This window comes from Kiloniella litopenaei (genome assembly GCF_000982415.1).
Classification (GTDB): Bacteria; Pseudomonadota; Alphaproteobacteria; order Kiloniellales; family Kiloniellaceae; genus Kiloniella; species Kiloniella litopenaei.
Genome location: NZ_LANI01000001.1, coordinates 311388 through 336166, shown reverse-complemented (window position 1 = coordinate 336166; position 24779 = coordinate 311388). Strand labels below are relative to the sequence as shown.

Genomic DNA, 24779 nt, shown 5'->3' with positions numbered 1-24779 from the left:
ATAATGCTCTGAATCTGGAACGATCTCCCAATGAATTTCCTCTACTCTTCTGGGGAAACCCATGGGATCAAAATGATGATCTATTGAAAGCTGATCCTTTTCATTAACAATTTCTATAGCACCAGTTTTGAGGTGGGAAGCTATCTCTTTGTGGAGCCTTTTTGCGATAAACTCGTCATTGGAAATCATTTTTTATGCTCAATAATTAATAAAGATTGGGGATAAATTAAGTAGAATTTTACCATTTTTCGAAGGCTGTAATTAACCAAGTCTCTTTTTTATCATACCTCATCAAACTTAAACGAACTAATTCATTTTTTGTTTCTATTGTTGCTCTTCTTTCACCAAAATCGCCATCAAATCTAGTGAGCTTACCCTTTGCCAAAATCTTAGGTAATCGTTCTCTAACAAAAGCTTCACCATTGATGCCATCTTTCTCAGTTCTTTGCTTAATAATATGTTGCAGACCTGCTTTTGAATCTCCAAAATCTATAGATATCTCGCCAAGATCTTCTCGGAAGACTTTGCCTTTTGATGAAGTTTTTGTTTCCAAGACCTTGGCAATTTCATCTGAGAACTCTCTCACAGTTGATGTCGAACGTTTGTAAAAGGGCGTTCTTGCGCCATTCATGCTGAGAATGGCTGAGCCTCTGGTTGTTGCTTTGGGAACTGCTGCTCCAGAAAGAAAGCCTCCGCCAACCATGTTAAAAGCTGCATCAACGGTATCCTGATGTGTATAGCTTCCACCTTCAAGAACATGTCCGGGAAGGGCCACTGCCTTAGCAAGATCATAAAGTAGTGACGGGGCTTTCAGGTTTGACCAGTCACGGGTTCTTTTTCCGTTCTTGAAGGTAATAGCTGGTTTGGGAATTAATACTGTTTCTCGCGGGCCTGGCTCCAGGCCAAACCAACGCTGTACATTTTGTTCCAGTGGCGTTGCTTGGTACCGTGGTCGCTTTGCTTTTTGAACGATCTCGGGCTTACCATAAAGCTTTTCAGCGTGATCTATGACCTGAACCATCTCGATATCCTTTGCAATAGGGAGGCTTTAAGGATTATCGCTGATGGGTTGCGTTACAATTCATCTCGACTTGTCTTGTATGGTTATGCATTATTTATCTCTTGTGATTGCGATCTCTTTGCTCCTAAAGTCAGGAAGTTTTCAAGATCGTTTATATGCACAGGCAGGGGAAACAGAACCGTTTTCACGATAAATAACGGACGATTTTATGGGGCTGGCGGCGCAGGCATTTTCCCGGGTTAAAAAAGACAATCCCATTTACCTTGTCGGTCTTGGGCATGGGGCGACGCATTGGGTGATTGCGACCTTTTATTTTCTGTTGCCCTTTATGGCGCAGGATCTGGGGTTGAGCTATGTAGAGGCCGGGGCCTTTGCGTCGGTCTTTTCCCTTGCCTCTTTCGGGGCCAATGTCTTTAGCGGGCCGCTGGTGGATATTACCGGGCGTCGGGTTTTATGGCAGGTGGTTTCTCTCCTGGTGGGGGCGGTGGCGCTTTATGCCATGGGGGCGGTCAGCCTCTATCCTTTGCTGGTGCTGGCGATGGTTTTTATCGGCATGTCCAATAACCTGTGGCATCCAGCGGCCATATCTTACCTGTCCCTGCGCTATGCGGATCGGCGGGGCTATGTTCTGTCCATTCATGCCCTAGGGGCCAACCTTGGCGATGCTGTTGCTCCTGTGATTATGGCCCCTGTCTTGGCTGCCCTGAGCTGGCGCGCGACGATGGAGGCGGGCGTTGTTGTGCCGATTGTGGTTGCCGGATTATTGCTCTTTTTTGTCGAGCGGGTTGGCCCTCGAAAGCAAAGGGAAAATGTGACTTCGGTATCTTCGGCGGTTTTAGTATCGCATGTTGGTGAACCCTCGCAGACAAGCGTGCCAGATAAACATATGCCAGATAATTTTAGGCCAGATCAAAACATATCGGATAAAGATATATCAGGCAGGGATTATGCCCAAAGCGAGGAAGTTCGCCAAAAAAAGAACGAGAAAACAGGCACAAAAATCGGCGCAAGAGAGTATCTCGCCGGGGTCGGGTCTTTGCTTAAAAACCGGGCGGTGATGGTACTGTGCTGTATGTCCGGCTTTCGCAATATGGCACAGACGGGCCTGTTGGTGTTTTTGCCGCTCTATCTGGCGAATGAGTTGAACCTGTCGCCTTTTCATCTGGCCTTGGCGCTGTTTGCCTTTCAGGCCGCCGGGTTGATTGCGGCCCCGGTTGCCGGGATCTGGTCGGACAGGATCGGGCGTAGGCCGCTGGTGGTCGGGGGCTTGGGCATTACCACGGTTATGCTGATCCTCTTGACCCTGATTGATCATCCGACGGTTTTTGTGGCGGGTATTGCCATGCTTGGCTTTGGGCTGTTTGCCGTGCGTCCCGTGGTTCATAGCTGGCTGATGGATATGACCCCGCCGCATATCGGCGGCACCGCGACATCTGTGCTGTTCGGGGTACAGTCAGCCATGACCACCTTTGCCCCGATCATCGGCGGGGCCTTGGCCGATCGATATGGCTTGATCTCGGCCTTTTATTTTCTGGGTGCAATGCTGTTGGTGGCGAACTTTCTGGTGCTGTTGATCCCCAGAAAAACCTAAAGGCCTCAAAACAAAGGGGTAGGCAGGCAAGAGGGCTATAAACCCAGAACTATCGTCGGGATGTGCTGTCCCGTTGGATCAGCTCAAAACCTGTATCGATTTGTTTTTGATCAGTCTCGTCGCCATTAAGTCTTTGCAGGATTTTATCAACGGCCAAGGTGCCTATTTTATAACGGTCTGTTCTGATGCTGGTTAGGGATGGATATGCGGCCTGCATCATTTCAAGGTCGTTAAAACCGATAATGCCCATTTGTTCTGGCACGGATATACCCTGGGCCTGACATTCGAAAAGTGCCCCCAGAGCAATATCATCATTGGCACAAATTACGGCGTCAGTATCCGGGGCACAGCCTATAAGTTGTCGCATTAATTCCCGCCCTATATTAACCGAAGAAGCCTTGTTGGTAAGGATCACACGCTTAGGGTCAAATGATTCAAGTGATTTGAGTTTTTTGCGATAGGCTTCAAGTCGGCGCTCCATCCGGGGGTCAAGACGCGCAGCCAGATAACCTATCTTTGAAAAACCTTGGTCCAAAAGGTGTTCAACCATGGCCTCACCGGCTGCGATATGTGACAGGCCGACACTCATATCAATCGGGTTTTGGCCTATTTCGTATATTTGAACGACGGGAATGTTCGCTTCTTGTAAAAGTTTGATCGAATTGTCCGATTGATCGATGCCAACGACAATAAGCGCCGCGGGGTTTTGGGCGAGAAAGAGAGAAAGCAAATGATTCTCTTCTTCGGCATCATAGCGCGTATTTCCGATTAAAACCTGATAGGGGGTATTTTGGGTACTGTCATGAATAGCACGCAACGTATCGGCAAAGATGATATTGCTGAGTGAGGGAATGAGAACACCGATGACATCGGCTCTACCCGAGGCCAGGGCACGGGCTTTGGGATCGGGGATATATTGCAGTTCCCGGATTGATTTTTCGATCCGACTACGTAGCTTTTCAGATACTTTTGATGGATCGCGCATCATGCGAGAGACGGTAATGGCGCCAACCCCGGCATGTTCGGCAACATCGGTAATTGTCGCGCGTCCTGATCCTCTGCGTTTCCCCAACTCTTACTGTTCCTCTGTCTTATCAGATCTCTGTTAATTCGTTTTTTTAATACCCGCAGTGACCTTTTACAAGGTCCGTATTCGACGCCTCAGAGAGCGCTAAAAGTGCCTGTAGCGGTCTGAATTTCTGTAAAGTTCAGCGCAGAATACGGTTATTTTAATTTCATCGTTTGACAATATGGTAGCGCTACCATATTGTCAAACCGCATTGTGGTAGCGCTACCAAAAAAAGGGAAGTTGGAAGCCAGAGCTATCGCATCAATAAATAAATTACAAACAACAGGTTAAGGCGTTCTCACGTAAGAAAGTTCGCCATCCTGTTTTGAGAATGAGATGTGTTTTACACTTGGGAGATGTAACAAAAATGTTGAAAAAACTCACCACGGGCCTTGTTATGGGGCTCTCTGCCGCTTTGATGTCAACAGCATCCATTGCAGCGGATTATAACTTTAAGTTCCAGTCCAGCGACCCTGCTGGTAATCCTAATTTTATTTTGAAACAGGAATGGGCGCAACGCGTTGATGAGATGACTGGCGGTCGTCTCAAAATTGAGATGCTTCCAGTAAACTCGGTTGTTCAACACTCTGAAACTCAGGATGCGGTTGCCGGTGGTATTCTGGACGGACACATTACGGACACCAGCTATTTTGCGGGTAAAGACCCTGCCTTTGGATTGATTGCAAATCCAGTTGGTGCATGGTCTTCTCCTTCTGAAATGCTGCGTTTTATCAACTATGGTGGTGGTGCAGAGTTGATGAACGAAATTCTAGAGCCATACGGCCTGCATTTCATTGGCGCAACCACACCGGGGCTTGAAGCCTTCATTTCCGCAAAACCACTGGATGGTGTTGCCGATCTTAAAGGTCTTAAAATGCGTGCACCCGAAGGTATGGTACAGGAAGTTTTTGCTGCTGCTGGTGCTACGCCGGTGAATTTGCCAGGATCAGAAGTCTTTACTTCGTTGGATAAAAAAGTAATCGAAGCCGCTGATTACACGGTGTTTTCAACCAACCATGCCCAAGGCATGCACGACATTGCTAAACACCCTGTGTTCCCTGGCTTCCATTCCATGCCGATGATCGAAGTTTCTATGAATAAGGCAAAGTGGGATGCACTTCCTGCTGATCTCAAGAAAATTCTGGAAATCTCTGTACGTGATTTTGCGACAGACATGACATCCAAATTGGCGATGAAAGATCTGCAGGCTGTTGCAGAAGCCAGTAAAGACCCAGAGTTGACAATCCATAACTGGTCAGCTGAAGAGAGAGCAAAATTCCGTAAAATTGCGAAAGATCAGTGGGCAAAAGTGGCATCACGTTCTGAAAATGCGCAAAAGGTTTATGATGTTCTTCTTGGATACCTCTCAAGTCAGGGCCTGATCTGATAAGAGGTTTTCAATACGGCGGGAGAACCGATCCTGATGTAACTTGTTGGTCTAAAACATCTTTTATGACCAGGTTCTCAGCAATGGTTCTCCCGGGTATTGTATTGACCAGGAGTAAGTTATGACTGATCAAAAAAAAGACCATCCGCTGGATCAGCTAGAGGCGCTTGAAAAAGAAACAGTCCCGTTGGAATCTGGACGCTTTGGAAGCCTGATAAATAAACTGGGTTCCGTTTTCGCTTTTGGTTTTGTTTTAAGTATGGCGATATTGATTTACGAAATTGTTTTACGTCATCTTTTTGATGCCCCGACGCTTTGGGCGCACGAGACGACAACATTTCTCTGTGCTGTCGGGTTCATTTTTGGTGGCCTGTTTTCTGCCTCGCACAACAAGCATATCCGCGTCGTAATTATCTATGATTACGTAGGTCCCAAGGTCAAACGCTGTTTGGATATTGGGATATATATTACCTGTGCTATTTCGACGGCTTTTTTTTCCTATGCTGCCTGGTTGCTGGTCAAACGCGCTATTTTCACCCCAGGTGGAGAATTACGATTTGAAACAAGTGGCAGTGCTTGGAACCCACCAATTCCGGCCTTGTTGAAAATGTTTCTTCTTGCCGTACTGATTGTTATGACCGTGCAATTTATCATTTTTGCGGTTTCTCATATCCGTAATAAACCAACCCCAAAAGACGCCTGATATCGGAACTGAATTGATGATTGATCTCTCTTTGCTCGGCGTTGAATACGGGACGCTGGTCATGTTTGTTATGCTGTTGGTCCTGTTAATGACTGGCATGCCACTTGCCTTTGTTACACTTCTGGTTGCCTTGGTTTTTGCGCTGGGGTGGTTTGGCCCTATGGCTGTTCCCTTGATCACCAGTCGGGTTTATTCTTTCGTATCCTCGTTTGTTTTTGTCTCGGTCCCCATGTTTGTCCTTATGGCCGCGCTATTAGATCGATCGGGGATTGCACGTGATCTCTTTGATGCCATGAAGCTTGTCGGGGGGCGTGTCAGGGGTGCGGTTGCCATTCAGACGATATTTGTTGCTGTTGTACTTGCCGCCATGAGTGGGATTATCGGCGGAGAGATTATCTTGCTTGGTTTGTTAGCGCTGCCACAGATGCTTCGTCAGGGGTATGACCGCAACCTGGCCATAGGTGTCGTTTGCGCGGGGGGATCTCTTGGAACAATGGTGCCACCTTCTATCGTGCTCATTATTTACGGATTAACAGCAAGCGTTTCCATTGGTGATCTCTTTACCTCGGCCTTTATTCCCGGATTGATGTTGGCAAGTTTCTATGTCGCCTATGTTTTGATCCGTTGTTATCTTAACCCAAATTTGGCGCCAGAACCTGAAATCAAACCTATTCCTTTTAAGGAAAAGCTAAAATTGCTGAAGGGGATTATCCTGCCGATCATGGTGGTGATCTTTGTTCTCGGGTCGATCTATGGGGGGATTGCGTCTGTCACAGAGGCCTCGGCTGTTGGTGTTGCGGGGGTCTTGCTCTCGGTCATTATCCGGGGGGAATTTACCTTTGCCATGTTCAAGGGTGCAGCCGTTCAAACACTGTCGACCTGTGGGATGATTGTCTGGATCGGTATCGGTGCAAGTGCGCTGGTCGGGGTCTTTAACCTTATGGGCGGGATTAACTTTGTTTCGGCGTTAATTACAGGAATTTCTGATAACGGTATTATCATTATCCTCTTTATGATGTTGATACTTTTTGTGCTGGGTATGTTTCTCGATTGGGTCGGGATCGCGCTTTTGACTATGCCGATCTTCGTACCGATTGTGATTTCACTCGGATATGATCCCGTGTGGTTCGGTGTTCTCTTTGCTATGAATATGCAGGTTAGTTTTCTCTCTCCGCCTTTTGGGCCAGCAGCTTTTTATCTTAAGTCAGTGGCACCGCCTGATATTAGCCTAGGTGTTATTTTCCGATCACTGCTCCCCTTTATTTGTATTCAGATTGTCGCCGTGGGCTTGCTTATCGCATTCCCTGGCTTGACCGGCCGTTAAGGGAATGACTTATGTCAAATAAACCGAAGTCAAAGAAGAAAACAGAATTACGATCCCGGGCCTGGTTTGATAACCCTGATCATCCCGACATGACAGCGCTCTACCTTGAACGTTATCTGAACTATGGCCTGACTCGTGAAGAGCTGCAATCCGGAAAGCCTATTATCGGTATTGCACAAACCGGGTCAGATCTTTCACCTTGTAACCGCCCCCATATTGAACTGGCCAAGCGTGTACGTGATGGTATTCGTGACGCCGGGGGAATTGCACTGGAATTTCCGGTTCACCCGATACAAGAAACAGGTAAACGGCCAACGGCTTCATTGGACCGCAACCTTGCCTATCTGGGATTGGTCGAGGTGCTGTATGGCTATCCGTTGGATGGGGTCGTACTTACCGTCGGATGTGACAAGACCACGCCAGCCTGCATGATGGCCGCGGCTACGGTTGATATTCCTGCTATTGTGTTAAGCGGTGGGCCGATGCTCAATGGTTATTCAGGTGGTCGTCTCTGCGGGTCAGGTACGGCGATTTGGGAAGCGCGTGAGTTGCATGCCAAGGGAGAGATTAACTACGAAGATTTCATGAAGCGTGCCGCAGATTCCGCGCCCTCTGCCGGCTATTGCAACACAATGGGGACAGCATCGACCATGAACTCGCTTTCAGAAGCGTTGGGCATGCAACTTCCCGGTGGGGGATCAATTCCGGCACCTTATCGCGAACGTGGGCAGATATCCTATGAAACCGGCCGCCGTATTGTTGAGCTGGTGAACAAGGATATCAGGCCCTCGGATATTCTGACAAGAGAGGCATTTGAAAATGCCATCGTCGTGAACTCGGCACTTGGTGGTTCAACGAATGCGCCGATCCACATAACAGCGATTGCGCGACATATCGGGGTAGAGCTCGATATCGAAGACTGGGAAAAACATGGTCTGGATGTGCCTTTGCTTGTCAATCTCCAACCCGCGGGCGAATACCTTGCAGAAGATTTCCACAGGGCAGGCGGCGTTGCAGCCGTGGTCTCGGAACTTATATCCAAAGGCTTGATCCATGAAAGTTGCCCAACTGTATCTGGTAAAAGTATCGGTGAAAATTACAGGGGTAAAAAATCTGAAAATCCGGATGTAATTCGTACCTTTGATTCGGCTCTGGTGCTTGCCGCTGGCTTTAAAGTGATAAGCGGTAATCTTTTTGATTCAGCAATTATGAAGCTAAGTGTTTTATCCGAAGAATTTCGTGATCGTTATCTCAACAATCCCGAAGATCCTGATGCTTTCGAAGGGGATGCTATTGTCTTTGATGGCCCCGAACACTATCGCGAGGTAATTGATGACCCCGCGTTGAACATTACCGAAAATTCCATTCTTTTTATCCGGGGCGCTGGCCCCATTGGCTACCCCGGTGCTGCCGAGGTGGTCAATATGCGGGTGCCGGATTACCTTTTGAAACAGGGGATAACGTCATTGGCCTGTATTGGTGATGGTAGGCAGTCGGGAACATCGGGCTCGCCGTCCATACTCAATGCTTCGCCGGAAGCTGCTGTCGGTGGGGGGCTTGCGTTGTTAAAAAATGGTGATCGGGTTCGAATTGATCTCAAAAAGGGTAAGGCAAATATCCTCATTTCCGATGCTGAACTTAAAGCGCGCCAAGTGGAACTGGCAAAGTCGGGAGGATATAAAATTCCGGAACATCAAACCCCTTGGCAGGAAATCCAGCGTGGTATTATTGACCAACTTTCCGAAGGGATGGTCTTGAAACCAGCGGTCAAATATCAACGCATCGCGAAGAGCAAAGGGTTGCCACGGGATAGTCATTAGGCGGTGGTTCCAACCTTAATCGCTGTAGATCAAGAGAATACAAAAACGTTATGACCAAAATACTTTCCATTGGCGAAGTAATGCTAGAGATGTCGGATGTCGGTGAGGGTCTTTTTAAAAAGAGCTTTGCCGGCGACACTTTCAATGTGGCGCACTACATAAACGTGGCAAGCCAGGGGCGGATCCGGGCCGATTATCTAACTGGGTTGGGGCACGATGGCATCAGCAGAGAATGTATCGATTTTCTGGAACAACATGGCGTTTCAACCCGTCGAGTGCAATTGTTAGACGGCCGTACGATCGGTTTATTTATTCTTGGCAATGATGCTGCGGGTGAAAAGCAATACGGCTATTGGCGAGGACAGTCCGCTGCCCGCCATCTTTTTGACCAGCCCCAAGATTTGTCCGGTTATGATTTGGTTTATTTTTCGGGGATTACCGCGGCGATTACTGAAAACAAAAACAATCTGATTTTGTCAATTGCCGAAGCAAAGGAAAAAGGGGCAAGGATTGTCTTTGATTATAACCATCGTGCTCAACTTTGGTCGCAAGAAGAAGCCTGTGAGTTTGCCCGAAAAATCCTGCCTTTAATTGATATCGTCAAGATTTCAGACGAAGAACTCTCAAGTCTGTATAACTTGCAAGACGTTGAGGGGCTATCCACTGAATATGCTTCGGCAGAGTGGGTTTTAACCTGTGGCGGTAAAAAGGCTGAGCTTTGGCAGAACGGCCAGAATATAGTTTCTAAAAGTTTTATAGCTGTATCAGACGTGGTGGACAGTTCAGCAGCTGGCGATGCTTTTATCGGCACCTATTTGGCATCCAGGTCAGAGGGTGATTCTTTTACCAAAGCTCTTGACCGGGCGCATCAAACTGCGGCCCAGGTTGTCTGTGCCAAGGGATCAATTGTTGAGATTGATCTCTCTAGACTTAATTAATTCAGGACATGGTTATGATGAATGAATTGCACAACCGAATTAAGCAGATGCCACTTGTTGCCATCCTGCGAGGTATTCAACCACACGAGGCCGTCCCGGTATCAGATGCTCTTGTGGATAACGGTATACCCTTTATGGAGGTAACGCTCAACAGCCCGGATTGGGATGAAACCATAGGAAGAATTAAGGAAAAACACGGGGATAATATTATTCTTGGGGCGGGAACTGTCCTGACACCAGAAGATGTCGAGCGCGTGAAAGCTGTTGGTGGTCAGGTAATTATCTCTCCCAATATGGATGAAGAGGTTATCAGGCGGACAAAAGAACTTGGCCTGTTGTCAATCCCAGGCTGTTTTACACCGACAGAGTGTTTTAAGGCGTTAAAAACGGGGGCCGATATATTAAAGATTTTCCCCGCAGACACCCTGGGTATTTCTTTTATAAAAGCAATCTCTGCTGTCTTGCCCTCTGACGCACGGATCTGTCCCACAGGGGGAATAGGTGCGGAAAACATGCATCAGTTTGTTGCGGCTGGTGTTTATGCCATGGGTATGGGCTCATCACTTTATAAGCCCGGTGTTGCGGCCGTGGATGTTGGTCAAGAAGCGGCCAAACTGGTTCAGGCTTATCGGGATGCCAGCCAATAAACGACGTGCTGATAGATGGTCATGATCACCTGATATAATGAAGCAGGCTATAGTGTTTGTGATCGCGTTGCACTGATGTGCCTAGTACGTTGCGCTTAGTAGAGGGAGACAAGCCAGCGCGACAGTCTCAGCCATAAATACAGTCTCAGCCATAAATAATGAAAATGCCTGCAAAGAGGTACTAGTTTGTATTGTATCTATAAGGTGATTTATTGAACATGAAGGATAATGTTTAATCCTTCGTCCTTTTGGGGCGGTACGAAATAGCTGGTAATCACGTCAAATTCTTCGTCGCTGGGGGCAAATTCGTGGGAACCCGATGCGTTGCGCGCGTGCAATCGCTCTTTGCACTGGTCGTTACTGACATCCAGATAGTGCAGTTTGTTTTCTACCTTGGCACGGGTGGCGATACCCAGCATCCATGCGCGAATGTCCGGTGTGTTGGCGGGAAAGTCGAGCACGACGGATACCCCGGCCTGTAACAGTTGTTGCAGGTGATCTTCCATAATACTGCGCAGACGGCCCGAACAACGCACATAGTCGGGAATAGTATTGATTTCTTCGGGATAGAGACGGGACAGCCAGGTATCTTCGTTGATCAAAATAACCTTGGGATCAATGGACAATTCGCGTGCCAGTGTTGATTTCCCCGCGGCAATTTTGCCACAGACCAGATGAAGTGTTGGTTTTATGTCTGTCATGATCCCTAATATTTTCTATTAATGGGTATTCCATGTTAAGTTGGGGTGTTTTTTTACTGCGTTGTATTTGTTTTTACGCTTTTGTTTCTAGGTTTTTTCAGGTTCTGAACGGTAAAGATCCCGCAGGGGTAAGAATAGGGCTTAAAAGTCTGAAATGCAATGAAGTCTTGTCAGGTAAGACGTTTAATTAATTGATTAGTATGGAAAAATTGAACCATACCTTGAGGCTTAACAGGTAGGGAAAATATCAGGTGTCGAAAAGATGATATCAAAAGACAGGACAGCTGTAATTTGTTATTGTTTTATGGCAGCTAGGTGGATAGAGGAGATTGCTGGCGTGATATCACGTATTATCAATGCTTCATACACATTGTTATGGCGTGTGTTCATACTTTCCTTTTTAGCGATATTCATTTCGCCGCTTTATGCGGATGATGGTCCCCCCGGAAATAATGATGCGTCACTGGAACCGAAAAAGCCTCTGATCTGGTTTGTTTGGGATTTGCCGCCCGAATTTATCCACCGTGGACCGTGGAAGGGACAGGGCTATGCCGATAAGTTCCTTGCTTTTTTCATACGCAATTTACCGCAGTACGATCACAGTGTGCGCGTGGTAAACATACCCCGGTGGAGCAGAGAGGTTTTAAAACCAAACCGTTGTTCCGTGCATTTGTGGGGTGGCTTCTTTCCGGGGGAACTGGTTCAATCAAAGCCCTATAGCTTTACCCCGCCGCATGTGGCTATTTTCCATAAGCGCCATCAAAAACGCATTGGGCCCAAAGGGACGGTTGTTTCATTGGAAGCTCTGTTAAAACAGCCTGATTTGAAATTGATGATCATGAACGTGGATTTCAATCTGGAAGCGGGGCAAAGCCGATACCCCTTACTCTATCCTTATCTGAAGCCCTATTTGGGGGCGGAAAATCTGATCGAACAGTACAGCACAGAAAACATCATAGATCTAAATCTGCTTGCTCATGGACGGGCAGACTATACTTTGGGCTATCCCAGTACCATCAGAACGCAGATGCGTGTCAATAATTTGCCGGATGAATATATTTCCTATCCGCTTAAGGAGCACAATATCTACAAAAATGTGTATGTGGCCTGTCGTAATGATCCTATGGGGCAAGAGGTAATTGATAAAATCAATGGGTTGTTAAGTGATGAAACCCTGCTTGAATTTTTATCCTATCACGAAGAATGGAACGACGGGGACCCTGATTTTCGGCGAACAACGATTGATTATTTTATCACGAAACGACCCCTGTTAAACGTTGTGGAATAAATTCCTGCTGGTTTATTGTATTTTGATGATTCCGACTGTTAACCGCTTGAAAAAATAAAATTTCCTCTGGGTAATAAAAATTAACGAATTGTATTTATACTGTATTTTATACACTAACAGGTTGTGGTCGTTGTCAGCCTGAAATTTTTGTGTTGTTTGGGAATGGAATATTGATGCCGATCTGGAAAAGGGCGTCGATCGATTGTTCCCGTTGTATGGTGATCTGGGGCGTAAGTGTGGTGTAGTTCAGGACGGTAAAGTACGAACTGTATTATTAGCTGGGAATTAAGTGTCGATGAAATTAAAGCATATGTTGATTGCAGCTTTTTTGCTTGTTTCGATTGTGCCGTTTATTCTGAGCTTTCAATATTATACCCAGCATTCTTCCGAACAGCATCAAAAACAGATTGAAGAAAATTTGTCTGCGGTTTCTTTGATCGCGAAAAAACGTGTTCTGGCGGTGGTTGATCGGGTGCGGGATAACACCGCCCTAATCGCCAGTAGAACCCAGATGCGGATTAGTCTGGACAAATGGAACCAGACAAAAGAACAGCAGCACAAGAACAGAATCACAAAAATTCTAAAAGATGCTCAGGGCAACATGCGCAGACTGAAGGCCATCGAGGTTTTTGACCTCGCAGGTGAAATAGTCGCTTCGACAGTCCCGGAAGAAGCCAGGGATAAAGCAGATGACAGTGTTTTTCTGATTCCCGAAAAAGATTATGTGATCCGTCTTTTGAACAAGGGAAATGGTGTTGTTCAAAGTGCTGTTCGGCTTATTCAGGATGGCCGCGCAATTGGCTATATCTCTGTCGAATTCAATGCCGATATCCTGACGGACCTGATCAAAGACAGAAGTGGGCTGGGTTTAACCGGGGAATGGTTGATTGCGGTGCGTACGACCAATGGTGATGCTCTTTTTGCCGTTCCTCTTCGCCGTGATCAAAAAGCAGCCTTTACGCGAAGGGTATCAAAAGAGCGTCTAGATGTGCCAATCATTCAAGCCTTGGCTGGTAACGAACAAATTATGCGCTATGCGCCGGATTATACAGATGAGCCAGTGAGGGCTTTTACACGGTTTATTCCTGAGTTTAACTGGGGATTGGTTGTGAAGATGGACGAGGCAGAGGTAAATGCTTCTTATGATGAGGCGACCCAATCCTTGATCTGGCTGGCGGGCCTTGTTGCCCTGATTTCTGTTTTTGCGGGCATTGTGGTTGCCTATTTTATCGCTCGACCCATTGATCGTCTAAAATTGATGACAAGCCATCTGGCATCGGGACAATTTGATATTCCCCCGGTAACCAAAGGTTGGCAGGAAGCAAAAGATCTTTCGCAATCGTTTCGGGATATGGCTATGTCGCTCAAGGATTTGAACGATAATCTAAACCAGATTGTTTTCAAGCGAACAGAAGATCTGAACAAAGCAAACCAGGTCTTGGAGGATAAAAATAAAACGCTGGATGCCTTGGCCCTGAAGGAACAAAAAGCCAATCAGGTAAAATCAGAGTTTCTGGCGAGTATGAGCCACGAAATCCGGACGCCGATGAACGGTATTATCGGGGCGACCGGGCTTTTGCTGGACACAAATCTGTCACCTAAACAGCACAGTTTTGCGGAAACTGTTATGAAGTCGGCGGATGCTTTGCTCGGCCTGATAAACGATGTGCTCGATTTTTCTAAAATTGAAGCAGGTAAACTGGATCTGGAGCTTATTCCCTTTGACATGCAACAGCTTGTCGAAGATGTGGTTGATCTGGTTATCCCCAAAGATAAAGATGACGACATCGAATTTTTGGTCAGTTTCTCGGTGGACATGGAACGCTTTGTCGTGGGTGATCCCGGTCGTATCCGGCAAATTCTCCTCAATCTTCTGAGCAACGCCATCAAGTTTACCTATCGCGGGCATGTGTATATTCGTGTTCGGTCCAGAGTAATGGATGACGGGCGGATCAATTATGATTTTGAAGTCAACGATACCGGGGTCGGTATTGCCGAAGACAAACAAAAATTGATCTTTGAAAAGTTCTCTCAGGCTGATGCCTCTACAACCCGTCACTTTGGTGGCACGGGGCTGGGATTGGCAATTTGTCGGGATCTGATCACCTTGATGGGCGGGGAGCTATCTGTTCAAAGTGAGCTGGGCAAAGGATCTTGCTTTAGCTTTAATATAGAACTTGGTCGTCAGGAAAAATTGGTGGCGTCTAGAGAGCTTGCGGCGACTCAAGCCCAGGAATCACTCGATGGGCTCAAGCTGTTGGTGGTGGACGACAGTAGAGTGTCATTGGAAATTATCAGTGAGCAACTGGCTGATCTTGGCATGGAAATTCATTTGGCAAGTACAGCAGAAATCGCATTGGACAAGTTACGCGAAGATGCGACAAAGGCACGACCCTTTGATCTTATGTTATCTGACTATTGTATGCCTGGAATGGATGGGCACGATCTGGCACGCGAAATTCTGGCGGATGTGGATATTCAAACCCCGCAAATGGTATTGATGTTATCGTCGCCGGAACGCGGGGATGGCAAGTTGGTCAAAGACCTTGGTTTTCGTGGTTATCTGACCAAGCCTATTTTCCCCGGTATTATTCGTTCTACCCTTGCCGCGGTCTGGTCAACGCGGGACAAGGTTGATGAAACCCCACTCTTTACCCGGCATAGTTTTCACGAAGCTGAGCTGAAACAGGAAGCAAACCTCAAGCTAGCGGGGTTACGGGTGCTCCTTGCCGAAGATAATCCGATCAATTTGATGATCGCGACAAAAATCCTTGAGCGCTATGAGTGTTTGATCACCCCGGCTGGAAACGGCAAGGAGGCTTTGGGACAGTTAGATCAGCAGCAATTTGATATTATCTTTATGGATTGCCATATGCCGGAAATGGACGGTTTTGAGGCAACGAGTAAAATTCGTGAGCTAGAGGACGAGCGCAAGTCCCTGCCTATTATTGCCTTTACTGCCAATGCCATGGCGAGCGATCGTCAGAAATGTCTGGATGCCGGGATGGACGATTTTATTTCCAAGCCAGTGCAAATTGATGATTTGGAAAGGGTTTTGCAAAAGTGGGTTGTCGGTCACGGAACGGATGATCCCGGAAATTCGACGAAGACAGAAACAGCTTCAACAACAGCCCCGACAACAACAGCCCCGGCAACAACATCAAATGAGAAACCGTCGGTAAAAGAGGCGGGGGAACAGCTCGTTGATTTTTCCGAAATTGAAAGCCTGAAAGATAAGATCGGGGACAGGGTCATTCCCATTATCGAGTGTTTTGTCGAATTTGCCACTCAGACGGCACCGAATATGCAAATCGCAATGGATGAGAGGGACAATGCAGCCATTAAGTCGGCCGCCCATTCATTCAAGCCCATTTGCTTTGAGCTTGGCGCAACGGGGCTTGGGAACCAGGCGCAAGAGCTTGAAACACTTATTAAGGATGACAAAGCTGCACAAGCTTATGCGTTGATTCCGGGTTTTGTTCGTAATTGTAACGAAGTTGCGGTAATTATGCGGAACTATCTGGATGAAAACCGGTCTGAACTGGGTGAAAAGATCGCCTAGCTGCCATTTTGTGAGTTCCCGTCCGATTTTATCTTTCCTCTTTGTTGCCCAAAGGGTCGTGTAACCTATCTCTATCGGAACTGATCAGGCTTAGGTTTTGTTTAGGGCCAAATTTAAAGGCCCAATATCTTTCTGGCTTCGTCCGGTGTGGCCAATGCGCCGCCCAAATTGTCAATAATATCAGCGGCTTTTTCGACAAGCTGTGCATTATCGCGACAGAGTTCGCCCTTGCGGATTTGCAGGTTATCTTCCATACCCACGCGTACATGACCGCCCAACAGAAAGGACTGGGCAAGGATCGGAAACTCGTGACGACCAATGCCAAAGGCGGCCCAAACGGTATTTTCCGGAATTTGTGATGCCAGATACATCAGGCTTTGCGGCGTGGGTAAAATGCCATACCGAACCCCCATCACAATTTGCATCATAGTCGGGGATTTCAGGATACCCTTGTCCAGAAAGTCCAGTGCCATGTTCAAATCGCCGACGTCAAAAAGCTCGATTTCCGGCTTGGTGCCTGTGGCATAGATACGATCCGCCATGATCTCTACATTGCGTGGCGTGTTGATCACAACGGCTTCGCCGGACCACATGGTGTTGAAATCAAGGGTACAGATTTCGGGCTTCAGCTTTTCCACATGGGCCACACGCAATTCGGGACGGCACAGGGTGCTGCCGGGGGCCGCGATTTTGGGGTCGTCGTGGGAGGGAACAAAACGTCCCCCTTCACCCGTGGTCAGGTTGAGGATCACGTCCTGATTTTCCTGACGGATCAGACCAACCATCTCTTCGTAAAGATTGAGATCCATAGACCCTTTGCCTGTCTGGGGATCGCGCACATGCAAATGCACAATCGCTGCCCCGGCCTTGGCCGCATTCAGTGCAGCTTCTGCTATTTGCTTTGGCGTAATCGGCAGACCGGGATGCTGTTCCGGCTTGGTCAGGCTCCCTGTCACGGCACAGGTCAGAATGGTTTTCTTTTGGGTTTTGGGTCTGATGGGTGTTTGGGGCATAAGGCTGCTCTGGTGCTTAAGGTTTGTTGTTTTGTTTATGTTACTTTGGCCCAAGTTATGAGGGAGAACAAGCGGTTATCTGATGCAGATATCAATGGTTATAAAGCTTTGATCATCTTAGAGATAAGATGAATGATAGTAGAGGTACCCGTTGTCGAGAATAAAGGTTCTCTCATCGGGGAGATTATATGGATTGTTGTATATGCGTGAGCTCTTGGATTTACAGGCGGGTTTTTCACCAATACCAAGCTTTTCGTGATTTAGTCCTATGATTCGTTTGATATTTATCCCGAAGGTGTTGTCGGTATGTTTTATGCGAAAGTACCCCAAGTCTTCACAATTCTGAATTATACTTTCTGAGAGACTATCGGGTAGTTTCAGAAGTATAGTTGTCCCGCCACCGAACATGCCGTTGAAGCTTTCTTCGTAGATCACTTCATATTCAGAAAGTTTCAAAGCAGGATAACTGGATTGAATAGCGTTTCCCGGCTCGCTTTCTATATAATCAATGAAATAAACAATACCTATGAGGAAACTCAAGAGTCCTGAAAATGACACGATAATGAGTATAGATTTCTTTGCAAAATTTTTGGGTGTTTTTGCCACGGCAGTTGTAATGATCAGGAAGGTGGCAAATAAAAACAGGATGAATAAAAGAAACATGATAATTACATGAAAACCCGGTTGTATTTGGCAATTTAAGAGAGATTATTTTCTGTTTGGGTTGTCCTTTTACGCCGACACGAAGGCAAAATTAAGACCGGTTGAGTAAAAAGTTCGGCAAATCTCTGTTATGTATTTGTGTACAGACTTGTTTGCTCATTAGAGGGTTATTGGTTTTCTGGGGTGTGTCTTAATCCTAGTGCGGCGTTAGCAGCGTTTGGAGTGGACTAAGGTCTGGGCACGACCGCTGGACTTTGCTAACTGCGTGGACGAGGGGGATACCTTAAAATAAGGCTTTCAAGAAGGGCTATAAAGCCTATCCCCAGTGGATTTATATTTTCAACTACACCGCATTCTACAATGTGATTGAATTACGTCCTCTCACAAGCATTCAAGTTCTCGGCTGAGTTTTACTCAATTTTGATGCGAGACAGTTAATTGTTGTTGCTCACCCAGGCCATCAATTCCCAACTTCATTACTTGACCAGCCTTCAGGTAAATTGGTTCAGGTTTTTGCCCCAAACCGACACCGGGAGGCGTTCCTGTTGAGATGATGTCGCCAGGTTGCAAGCTCATGAATTGCGAAATATAGGAGACAATCTCATCAACACAAAAAATCATCGTACCAGTATTTCCATCTTGATAGCGATGGTTGTCAACCTCTAACCAAAGATTGAGATTTTGTGGATCTTCTATTTCATCGCGGGTTACCAGCCAAGGACCGATAGGGCCGAACGTGTCGCAGGATTTTCCTTTTACCCACTGCCCACCTCGCTCAATCTGAAATCCGCGCTCTGAAATGTCATTAACAACACAATATCCGGCTACGTGAGACAGGGCATTTTCGCGGCTGACATAACTTGCTTCAGTGCCAATTACAATACCAAGTTCTACCTCCCAATCAACCTTATTTGTATTTTTAGGAATGATTACATTGTCATTTGAACCAACAATTGCGCTTGTCGCCTTCATAAATAAAACTGGTTCTTCTGGAACGGGCAAGCCGCTTTCTTCTGCATGATCGACGTAATTCAAACCAACGCAGATGAACTTTCCTACATGACCCACGCAAGGCCCAATTCTCTCGTCCGAAGATAGCTCTGGTAGAGATTGTAAATCTACTTGGCGGAGTTGTTCCAGAACAGTGTCACTCAGGGTATCACCTGCAATATCAGTTATAATTTGGGACAAATCGCGAATAGAACCATCATCAGCCATTACAGCCGGTTTTTCCTGGCCCTTAGTGCCAACTCTCATTAATTTCATTTTATCTTGTATCCTGCTTTAGTAAGTGGCCCGTCCACCGGAAAGGTCAAACACGGCACCTGTAGTGAAGGAATTTTCAGGGGAAACCGTCCAGGCAATCATCTTTGCAGCTTCTTCTACTTCTAAAAAACGACCACGTGGAATCTTCGACAACATGTATTCAATATGTTCTGGACTCATCTGATCGAAGATCCGTGTACGTGCAGCTGCGGGCGTAACACAATTGACCGCAATATTTAGTCCGGCTAATTCCTTACCAAGGGATTTGGTTAACCCAATAACAGCGGCTTTCGAGGCTGAGTAGGCAGAGGCATTTGGATTACCTTCTTTTCCGGCAATTGACGCTACATTTGTAATGCGACCATAGCCATTCGATTTCATTCCTTTGACACAAACCTGGTTTACGTAGAAAGTACCATGAAGATTAATATCTATAACCTTGTGCCAGGCTTCGATATCATATTCGTCAAGTGGAGCATTGGGGCCAGAAATGCCAGCACTGTTGACCATAATTGTTGGTATACCTACCCGTTCGCACGTCTCGGCATAAGCGGCTTGAACTGATTCTAGGTCAGTTATGTCGCATTTTATCGCTGTAGCACTGTCGCCTAGCATTGCCATTGCCTTGGTATTGCTCTCATCAATATCCCAACTTACAATATCTACGTGCTGAGCGTGCAAAGTCTGAGCAACCGCCAAACCGATACCTTGAGCTCCACCTGTGATTACCGCAATCTGATTTTTCATATTGTTTCGTCTCCTTAAGCCGCTTGTGACTTGTATCTTGTCAGTTCTGTCTTTGTGTTGAGTTCCAGGCCAAAACCGGGTTCATCCCCAACAGTCATGTGTCCATTAGCTGGAACGGCTTCGTTGGTGAAAAGTGATCCAAATACTGGTGAGATCTCAGTCCCGTCCGGGCTGTTTGATATATATTCACAGAACGGCGAATGCGGTTGAGTGATGACAAAATGACTTGAATATGCGCCACTACCGTGTGGTACAACTGGCAGATCATAAGCGGCTGCGATGGCTGATACACGTAGCAGTTCAGTCATACCGCCAACCCACATGACGTCAGGTTGCAAGATATCTACACAGCGGTTTTCAATAAGCTTGCGAAAACCATAACGAGTGTATTCATGTTCTCCGGTTGTCCATTTAATTTGTGGATGCGCCTGTTTTAGCATTTTGAACCCATCAAAATCGTCTGGGTGTAAAACTTCTTCCCACCAGTTAATGTTAAGGTGTTGGCAGGCTTTTGCTAATTCGATTGCATAGGGAACGTTCAGAGACATATAACAATCCACTTGGAGAGGGAAGTCATCCCCAACTGCATCCCGATGCGCAGTCAAAAATTCTACGTTTTTACGAAACCCTTTCATGCCTGCGGAAGGTCCAAACGGCAAAGGGACTTTTCCTCCTACAAAACCCTTCTTCTTCGCAATATCGGGTCTTGGACCCGTGTAATAAAATTCAAGGTTTTCTTTAGCTTTTCCCCCGATCATGGCCCAAACAGGTTCCTGTCGGATTTTTCCCAGTAGATCCCAGATTGCCAGATCAACAACGCTAATTGCGGCTAGAGCCAGTCCTTTGCGTCCATAAAACATCGATGCGCGAAACATTTGGTCCCACAACATATTGGTGTTACGAGGATCTGCCCCACAGATGAAACGTGCGAAGTGTTGTTCGATAAGATAACCTGCTGGTTCGCCTCCGAAACCAGTAGAAATACCGATATTACCATGGTCATCTTCGACTTCTACAAGGATGGAACCAAGTACTCCAATTCCCCAACTGGTACGAGAAGCCCGATATTGCTCGTATCCAGACATGGGATTGGATATATCAGTATCAATGATCCAGTGCCCTTCTTTCTGCGAATGATAATCTCCACCATCACCTTTGCCGGAGACAAGTGAGACACGAATATCCTTGATTACAGGGTTTTTCATTATTTTGCTTTCAGGTTAGTAAGACAGTATCGAGGGCAGCCAGGTTGCGAGCTCTGGAAAGGAAATCAACAGCCCCAAAGCGGCAATTTGAATGAGCATAAATGGCAGTACTCCGCGAAAGATATCCCCAAGACTGATTTCTGGAGGCGCGACGCTTTTGAGATAAAAGCATGCAGGGCCAAAGGGGGGAGAGATGAAAGACATTTGCATGTTCAGGCAAAACAGGATACCGAACCACACAGGATCGAAGCCAAGCATTTTGATGATGGGAACAAAGATTGGCATGGTCAGAATTAGGATTCCAATCCAGTCCATGAACATTCCCAGAACGATAAGAATGGCCATCATTACCAGAATAATTCCAGTGGGACCGAGTGATAGGCCGGACATCAATTCAACTAGATACTTTGAACCGCCGACGATATTAAACACCCCGATTAATGCTGCCGCGCCAAAGCTGAGCCAAAAGAGACGTCCACAAGTATCCATTGTTGTGATAAGCGCTTGGTGAAGTGTTTCGCGAGTTAATTTTTTTCTGAAAAATGAAATCCCCATTGCCGCGACACATCCTATGCCTGCGGATTCCGTCACAGAAGCAATTCCCGTGTAGATGCTACCAAGTATCCAAACTGCGATTAATAATGGTCCAGCCATTTTTTTGAGGTGTTTGATGCGCTCAAGTAATGGAAGGCATTCCTCTTTAGGTAATCCGGGACCAATCGTGGGATTTAACTGACACATAACAAATATGTAAAGAATGTAAAGACTAGCCAAGACAAGCCCTGGAATCACGGCTGCAATAAACAGTTGCCCTGTGGAAACTCCTGCCGTCAAACCATAGAGGATTAGTACGATAGAAGGAGGAATCATTGTCCCCAATGCACCACCAGAGGCCAGTATGCCTAGCGCCAGATGTTTATTGTATCCAAGCCTTAGGAGTTGTGGTAATGCCACCAATCCCAACATCACGACTTCTCCGCCAACAATCCCGGTTATTGCTGCGAGTAGAACAGCTACAATCATAGTCTGTATAGCTACGCCGCCATTGAGGGCGCCGGCCCAAACATACATCGCGTCATAAATGTCTTTGGCAACACCAGATCGTTCGAGAATTGTTGCCATAAGAACAAAAATTGGTACGGCAATCAGTACAGGTTCGGTGACAAAAGCATATATGCGACTGGCCAATAGGGGTAAAGCATTGGGGCCAACAAAAACCAATGCGCCAACAACTGCAATTGACAAGGTAATAAAAGCTAGAGGTTGACCCAGTAACATCAGTAGCAAAAGTGCGCCCAACATCATAAGGGTAACAATTTCAATGGAAATTTCCATAATTACACCTCGATTTCAGAATTAATCGAGGTATCTCTTGTACCTTTCCAGACTCTGCAGAGATTTACGATGTTCTGTAAAAACATCATAGCAAAAGACAATGGAATTAATGGCTTAACTAAGGCTGGTGCCGGGGGATTCCATGCTGATCCAGTGCGTTGCCAGCTTATCAACGCCTTCCATCCCCATTCTGCGGTAGCCCAAGCCATGACGGCACAAACTACTGCAGCGAAAAGCAGATTGAAAAGTTTGAGCCCACGGCGTGCTTTCACGGGAACTATTTCTTGCAGTGTCGTTATGGCGATGTGAGATTGGTGCTTGGTACAATAAGCCCCTGCAATGATAATAGCTGCTGCGCTGCCATAAAGAGATACTTCAAATCCCCAGCTTGATGGCGAGTTGAAGAAATACCGCCCTACTACTTCATAGAATACTGAGAAGACAGTGCAGAGAAACAGCCAAGAGATTATTCGGCCTGATCCTTCCGAAACAGCATCAATTACTCGCATGGTTTTCTCCCTAAATAGAAAATCTACGGGTGGTATTTTACCACCCGTACAGGTGCCTGGCTTTATTCAAGTAGGCCGATGATTTTTAGGAAGTTTGTTTGACTTTCATAGGCTCGGCGTGAAAGGTCGGATTTGGCTGCAGCATCTTCCCAGACCTCGCGTGCAATTTCACGCATCGCCTGTCTATCTTCAGAGCTCCAGACAATAACTTCTACGCCATTTGCAATATCATTTGACATTGCCTTGCCGCGATTCATCATGTCTTTTAGATTTATCTGGGTAGCTAGATCACGAACGGCCATATTGAGAATAGCTTTAATATCGTCAGGCTGTTCATTGTATTTATCAAGGTTAAAAGAGACTGACAAAACTGGCAATGAATGAAAGTCCAAGAGAGGGTATTTGGCTACCTCGTGAAAACCTCCCTGACTGTTCATTGCATAGCTAGAGATATCTGCGGCATCGACGACTCCTTTTTCAAGTGACAGAAAAATATCACCCATGCCCATATTCACCGGTGATGCACCCATTTTCGAGAAAATTGAAGATGCCAGCCCTTGTGGTGAGCGGATTTTTATGCCTTCGAAATCAGCAATGTTACGAATTGGTTTAGTTGAAGCAACTGATTCAATTCCGGCATTCGCACAGCCTGCTAAATGTGCATTGTATTCTTTGTAAATTTCCTGAAGCAACTCTTTGCCGCCACCAAGCTCACACCAAGCAAGCGCTTGCGTCCAGTTTTCATAACCACCGACAAGATCTGCAAGCATAGCAAATGCGGGATCACGACCAGCGAAATAAGCAGGGGAAGTTATATCTCCGTCAATAATGCCTGCTCCCACAGCATCAATTGTTTCATTCGGCGGGACAACAGCACCACCTGCTAACAACTCAAGCGTTAATCGCCCGCCCAGCATTGCATTTACATCGTTGATCCAATCTTGTTCATTCTGAAATACAACATGACCAGAAGGAAGATGGCTTTGAATTCGCCAGACTTCGCCTGCTGTTGCTATTCCGGAAAAAGCAAAAACACCCGTGATCGCTCCAGTTATAATTTTTAAAAGTTTCATTGAATCCTCCCTGTTTATATTTCAGCAGCGTTATTTATATGGTAAACATTATCATAGTTATGGTGTACTGGTATTACCAATTTGGTTCACTGGTATTACCATTTTGATGTTTGGTTTGTCTAGAGAAATTTTCCTAGGACAGAGTTCCAAAAAGGTTTAATCGATGTCCAAAAATGTATTTTCCCAATTGAAACAGTCACCAGTTCGCCGTGAAGGACTGGCAGAAAAAGTGCTTCACCGTATTCTAGATTTGATTCGATCCGGTAATTTAAAACCAGGTGATAAACTGCCTTCAGAACGTAATTTAATGGAAATATTCGATGTTAGCCGACCTCCTATTCGTGAAGCACTAAGTGCTCTAAACATCTTGGGAGTCGTAGAAACTCGACACGGAGGTGGCGCTATTATTACTGATTTAGATGCTGAAAAGTTGCTCGGACCTTTAGATTTTTTTCTAAGTATTTCTAATCAAAATATTGAAGGGACGTTTGATTGTCGTCGACTCATTGAAAGTGAGGCAGCAGCAAAAGCAGCAATGAGCCAGGATGTTGAAGCTAGAAATGAACTTATGATTCACGCAAATGCGCAACGTAAACTGAAAGATGCTGTGGCATTTCGCATTGCGGACAAGGAGTTCCATGAAAGAATTTCGTTACTCTCTAAAAATGAAATGCTATCACGCCTGAGTGATGGTCTCTATAATCTTGGATTGGATATTCGCCGGATGGCAACCGAAAACCCTGCTACAGTTAAACGAAGCGTAAGAGAACACATCGCTATAGCTGAAGCGATTAGAGCCGGTAATCCTGATCAGGCAAGGGATGAAATGACCAAACACCTTGATTCGATTGAACGCTCAACTTTGGAGATTATATCAAAACAAGCAGAAATAGCTTAATCGGTTCTTTAATTATCAA

Annotated in this window: 22 protein-coding genes; 10 read left to right on the top strand and 12 right to left on the bottom strand. The window is 46.2% G+C overall.

The window, feature by feature from the left end; all coding sequences use genetic code 11:
• The coding region (locus WH95_RS21445; RefSeq protein ID WP_046502046.1) for a hypothetical protein at positions 1-189 on the bottom strand (189 nt) is incomplete at its 3' end.
• 49 nt (positions 190-238) lie between these two features.
• The gene (locus tag WH95_RS01660; RefSeq protein ID WP_046502044.1) at positions 239-1021 is read right to left on the bottom strand and encodes a putative barnase/colicin E5 family endoribonuclease; all 783 of its coding nucleotides are present in this window, start codon (positions 1019-1021) and stop codon (positions 239-241) included.
• 208 nt (positions 1022-1229) lie between these two features.
• Here WH95_RS01660 and WH95_RS01655 point away from each other — a divergent pair, with 208 nt between their 5' ends.
• Positions 1230-2612, top strand: a complete 1383-nt coding sequence (locus tag WH95_RS01655; protein ID WP_046502041.1) for an MFS transporter — start codon at positions 1230-1232, stop codon at positions 2610-2612.
• A 49-nt stretch (positions 2613-2661) separates the two neighbouring features.
• Here the strand turns inward: WH95_RS01655 and WH95_RS01650 are convergent, their stop codons facing one another.
• Positions 2662-3684, bottom strand: coding sequence for an HTH-type transcriptional regulator GntR (locus WH95_RS01650; RefSeq protein ID WP_046502038.1), 1023 nt, complete (start codon positions 3682-3684; stop codon positions 2662-2664).
• A gap of 364 nt (positions 3685-4048) precedes the next feature.
• Here WH95_RS01650 and WH95_RS01645 point away from each other — a divergent pair, with 364 nt between their 5' ends.
• From WH95_RS01645 to WH95_RS01620, 6 genes are all read left to right on the top strand, one after another.
• Positions 4049-5068, top strand: coding sequence for a TRAP transporter substrate-binding protein (locus WH95_RS01645; protein WP_082113934.1), 1020 nt, complete (start codon positions 4049-4051; stop codon positions 5066-5068).
• A 121-nt stretch (positions 5069-5189) separates the two neighbouring features.
• Positions 5190-5771 carry a TRAP transporter small permease subunit gene (locus WH95_RS01640; RefSeq protein WP_046502032.1) on the top strand — a complete coding sequence of 194 codons (582 nt, stop codon included), beginning with the start codon at positions 5190-5192 and terminating at the stop codon, positions 5769-5771.
• A gap of 16 nt (positions 5772-5787) precedes the next feature.
• Positions 5788-7095, top strand: a complete 1308-nt coding sequence (locus WH95_RS01635) for a TRAP transporter large permease (RefSeq protein ID WP_046502029.1) — start codon at positions 5788-5790, stop codon at positions 7093-7095.
• Between the two features lie 11 nt (positions 7096-7106).
• On the top strand, positions 7107-8915 hold the full coding sequence (locus WH95_RS01630; RefSeq protein WP_046502025.1) for an IlvD/Edd family dehydratase: 1809 nt from the start codon (positions 7107-7109) through the stop codon (positions 8913-8915).
• A 50-nt stretch (positions 8916-8965) separates the two neighbouring features.
• Positions 8966-9853: a sugar kinase gene (locus tag WH95_RS01625; RefSeq protein WP_046502023.1), complete on the top strand. Its 888-nt coding sequence runs from the start codon at positions 8966-8968 to the stop codon at positions 9851-9853.
• Positions 9854-9867: 14 nt separating this feature from the next.
• A complete protein-coding gene (locus WH95_RS01620) occupies positions 9868-10500 on the top strand; it encodes a 2-dehydro-3-deoxy-6-phosphogalactonate aldolase (RefSeq protein ID WP_204247665.1) in 633 nt (210 codons plus the stop codon).
• Between the two features lie 209 nt (positions 10501-10709).
• Here the strand turns inward: WH95_RS01620 and WH95_RS01615 are convergent, their stop codons facing one another.
• Positions 10710-11201, bottom strand: a complete 492-nt coding sequence (locus tag WH95_RS01615) for an AAA family ATPase (RefSeq protein WP_046502017.1) — start codon at positions 11199-11201, stop codon at positions 10710-10712.
• A gap of 337 nt (positions 11202-11538) precedes the next feature.
• Between WH95_RS01615 and WH95_RS01610 the strand changes: the two genes are divergently transcribed.
• Together WH95_RS01610 and WH95_RS20310 are read left to right on the top strand one after the other, a co-directional pair.
• Positions 11539-12489 (top strand): hypothetical protein, encoded by a 951-nt coding sequence (locus WH95_RS01610; RefSeq protein ID WP_157845853.1) that lies wholly within the window; start codon positions 11539-11541, stop codon positions 12487-12489.
• A 295-nt stretch (positions 12490-12784) separates the two neighbouring features.
• Positions 12785-16051, top strand: coding sequence for a response regulator (locus WH95_RS20310; protein ID WP_052741691.1), 3267 nt, complete (start codon positions 12785-12787; stop codon positions 16049-16051).
• A 113-nt stretch (positions 16052-16164) separates the two neighbouring features.
• Here WH95_RS20310 and WH95_RS01600 read toward each other — a convergent pair whose 3' ends face one another.
• The 8 genes from WH95_RS01600 to WH95_RS01565 all read right to left on the bottom strand — a co-directional run bounded on the left by WH95_RS01600 (position 16165) and on the right by WH95_RS01565 (position 23862).
• Positions 16165-17064 (bottom strand): BKACE family enzyme, encoded by a 900-nt coding sequence (locus WH95_RS01600; RefSeq protein ID WP_046502011.1) that lies wholly within the window; start codon positions 17062-17064, stop codon positions 16165-16167.
• Between the two features lie 117 nt (positions 17065-17181).
• Positions 17182-17727 carry a hypothetical protein gene (locus WH95_RS01595; RefSeq protein ID WP_046502009.1) on the bottom strand — a complete coding sequence of 182 codons (546 nt, stop codon included), beginning with the start codon at positions 17725-17727 and terminating at the stop codon, positions 17182-17184.
• Between the two features lie 414 nt (positions 17728-18141).
• On the bottom strand, positions 18142-18993 hold the full coding sequence (locus WH95_RS01590; protein WP_046502007.1) for a fumarylacetoacetate hydrolase family protein: 852 nt from the start codon (positions 18991-18993) through the stop codon (positions 18142-18144).
• 18 nt (positions 18994-19011) lie between these two features.
• Positions 19012-19740, bottom strand: a complete 729-nt coding sequence (locus WH95_RS01585) for an SDR family NAD(P)-dependent oxidoreductase (protein WP_046502003.1) — start codon at positions 19738-19740, stop codon at positions 19012-19014.
• Positions 19741-19754: 14 nt separating this feature from the next.
• A complete protein-coding gene (gene rhmD / locus WH95_RS01580) occupies positions 19755-20945 on the bottom strand; it encodes an L-rhamnonate dehydratase (RefSeq protein ID WP_046502001.1) in 1191 nt (396 codons plus the stop codon).
• Between the two features lie 15 nt (positions 20946-20960).
• Positions 20961-22280 (bottom strand): TRAP transporter large permease, encoded by a 1320-nt coding sequence (locus WH95_RS01575; RefSeq protein WP_046501999.1) that lies wholly within the window; start codon positions 22278-22280, stop codon positions 20961-20963.
• A gap of 2 nt (positions 22281-22282) precedes the next feature.
• Positions 22283-22789 (bottom strand): TRAP transporter small permease subunit, encoded by a 507-nt coding sequence (locus WH95_RS01570; RefSeq protein WP_046501997.1) that lies wholly within the window; start codon positions 22787-22789, stop codon positions 22283-22285.
• 62 nt (positions 22790-22851) lie between these two features.
• Positions 22852-23862 (bottom strand): TRAP transporter substrate-binding protein, encoded by a 1011-nt coding sequence (locus WH95_RS01565; protein WP_046501995.1) that lies wholly within the window; start codon positions 23860-23862, stop codon positions 22852-22854.
• Positions 23863-24025: 163 nt separating this feature from the next.
• On the opposite strand from WH95_RS01565, the gene WH95_RS01560 reads away from it, so the two are divergent.
• Complete coding sequence (locus WH95_RS01560; protein ID WP_046501992.1) at positions 24026-24760, top strand: FadR/GntR family transcriptional regulator; 735 nt, start codon at positions 24026-24028, stop codon at positions 24758-24760.
• Positions 24761-24779: the final 19 nt, after the last annotated feature.

Bases quoted from the DNA above. Each gene is read 5' to 3' on its own strand.
- WH95_RS01625 (WP_046502023.1), top strand. From the start codon at position 8,966: ATGACCAAAATACTTTCCATTGGCGAAGTAATGCTAGAGATGTCGGAT.
- WH95_RS01615 (WP_046502017.1), bottom strand. From the start codon at position 11,201: ATGACAGACATAAAACCAACACTTCATCTGGTCTGTGGCAAAATTGCC.
- WH95_RS01565 (WP_046501995.1), bottom strand. From the start codon at position 23,862: ATGAAACTTTTAAAAATTATAACTGGAGCGATCACGGGTGTTTTTGCT.
- WH95_RS20310 (WP_052741691.1), top strand. From the start codon at position 12,785: ATGAAATTAAAGCATATGTTGATTGCAGCTTTTTTGCTTGTTTCGATT.
- WH95_RS01585 (WP_046502003.1), bottom strand. From the start codon at position 19,740: ATGAAAAATCAGATTGCGGTAATCACAGGTGGAGCTCAAGGTATCGGT.
- WH95_RS01600 (WP_046502011.1), bottom strand. From the start codon at position 17,064: ATGCCCCAAACACCCATCAGACCCAAAACCCAAAAGAAAACCATTCTG.
- WH95_RS01595 (WP_046502009.1), bottom strand. From the start codon at position 17,727: ATGTTTCTTTTATTCATCCTGTTTTTATTTGCCACCTTCCTGATCATT.
- WH95_RS01630 (WP_046502025.1), top strand. From the start codon at position 7,107: ATGTCAAATAAACCGAAGTCAAAGAAGAAAACAGAATTACGATCCCGG.
- WH95_RS01570 (WP_046501997.1), bottom strand. From the start codon at position 22,789: ATGCGAGTAATTGATGCTGTTTCGGAAGGATCAGGCCGAATAATCTCT.
- WH95_RS01560 (WP_046501992.1), top strand. From the start codon at position 24,026: ATGTCCAAAAATGTATTTTCCCAATTGAAACAGTCACCAGTTCGCCGT.
- WH95_RS01645 (WP_082113934.1), top strand. From the start codon at position 4,049: ATGTTGAAAAAACTCACCACGGGCCTTGTTATGGGGCTCTCTGCCGCT.
- rhmD (WP_046502001.1), bottom strand. From the start codon at position 20,945: ATGAAAAACCCTGTAATCAAGGATATTCGTGTCTCACTTGTCTCCGGC.
- WH95_RS01655 (WP_046502041.1), top strand. From the start codon at position 1,230: ATGGGGCTGGCGGCGCAGGCATTTTCCCGGGTTAAAAAAGACAATCCC.
- WH95_RS01620 (WP_204247665.1), top strand. From the start codon at position 9,868: ATGATGAATGAATTGCACAACCGAATTAAGCAGATGCCACTTGTTGCC.
- WH95_RS01635 (WP_046502029.1), top strand. From the start codon at position 5,788: ATGATTGATCTCTCTTTGCTCGGCGTTGAATACGGGACGCTGGTCATG.
- WH95_RS01575 (WP_046501999.1), bottom strand. From the start codon at position 22,280: ATGGAAATTTCCATTGAAATTGTTACCCTTATGATGTTGGGCGCACTT.
- WH95_RS01640 (WP_046502032.1), top strand. From the start codon at position 5,190: ATGACTGATCAAAAAAAAGACCATCCGCTGGATCAGCTAGAGGCGCTT.
- WH95_RS01590 (WP_046502007.1), bottom strand. From the start codon at position 18,993: ATGAAATTAATGAGAGTTGGCACTAAGGGCCAGGAAAAACCGGCTGTA.
- WH95_RS01660 (WP_046502044.1), bottom strand. From the start codon at position 1,021: ATGGTTCAGGTCATAGATCACGCTGAAAAGCTTTATGGTAAGCCCGAG.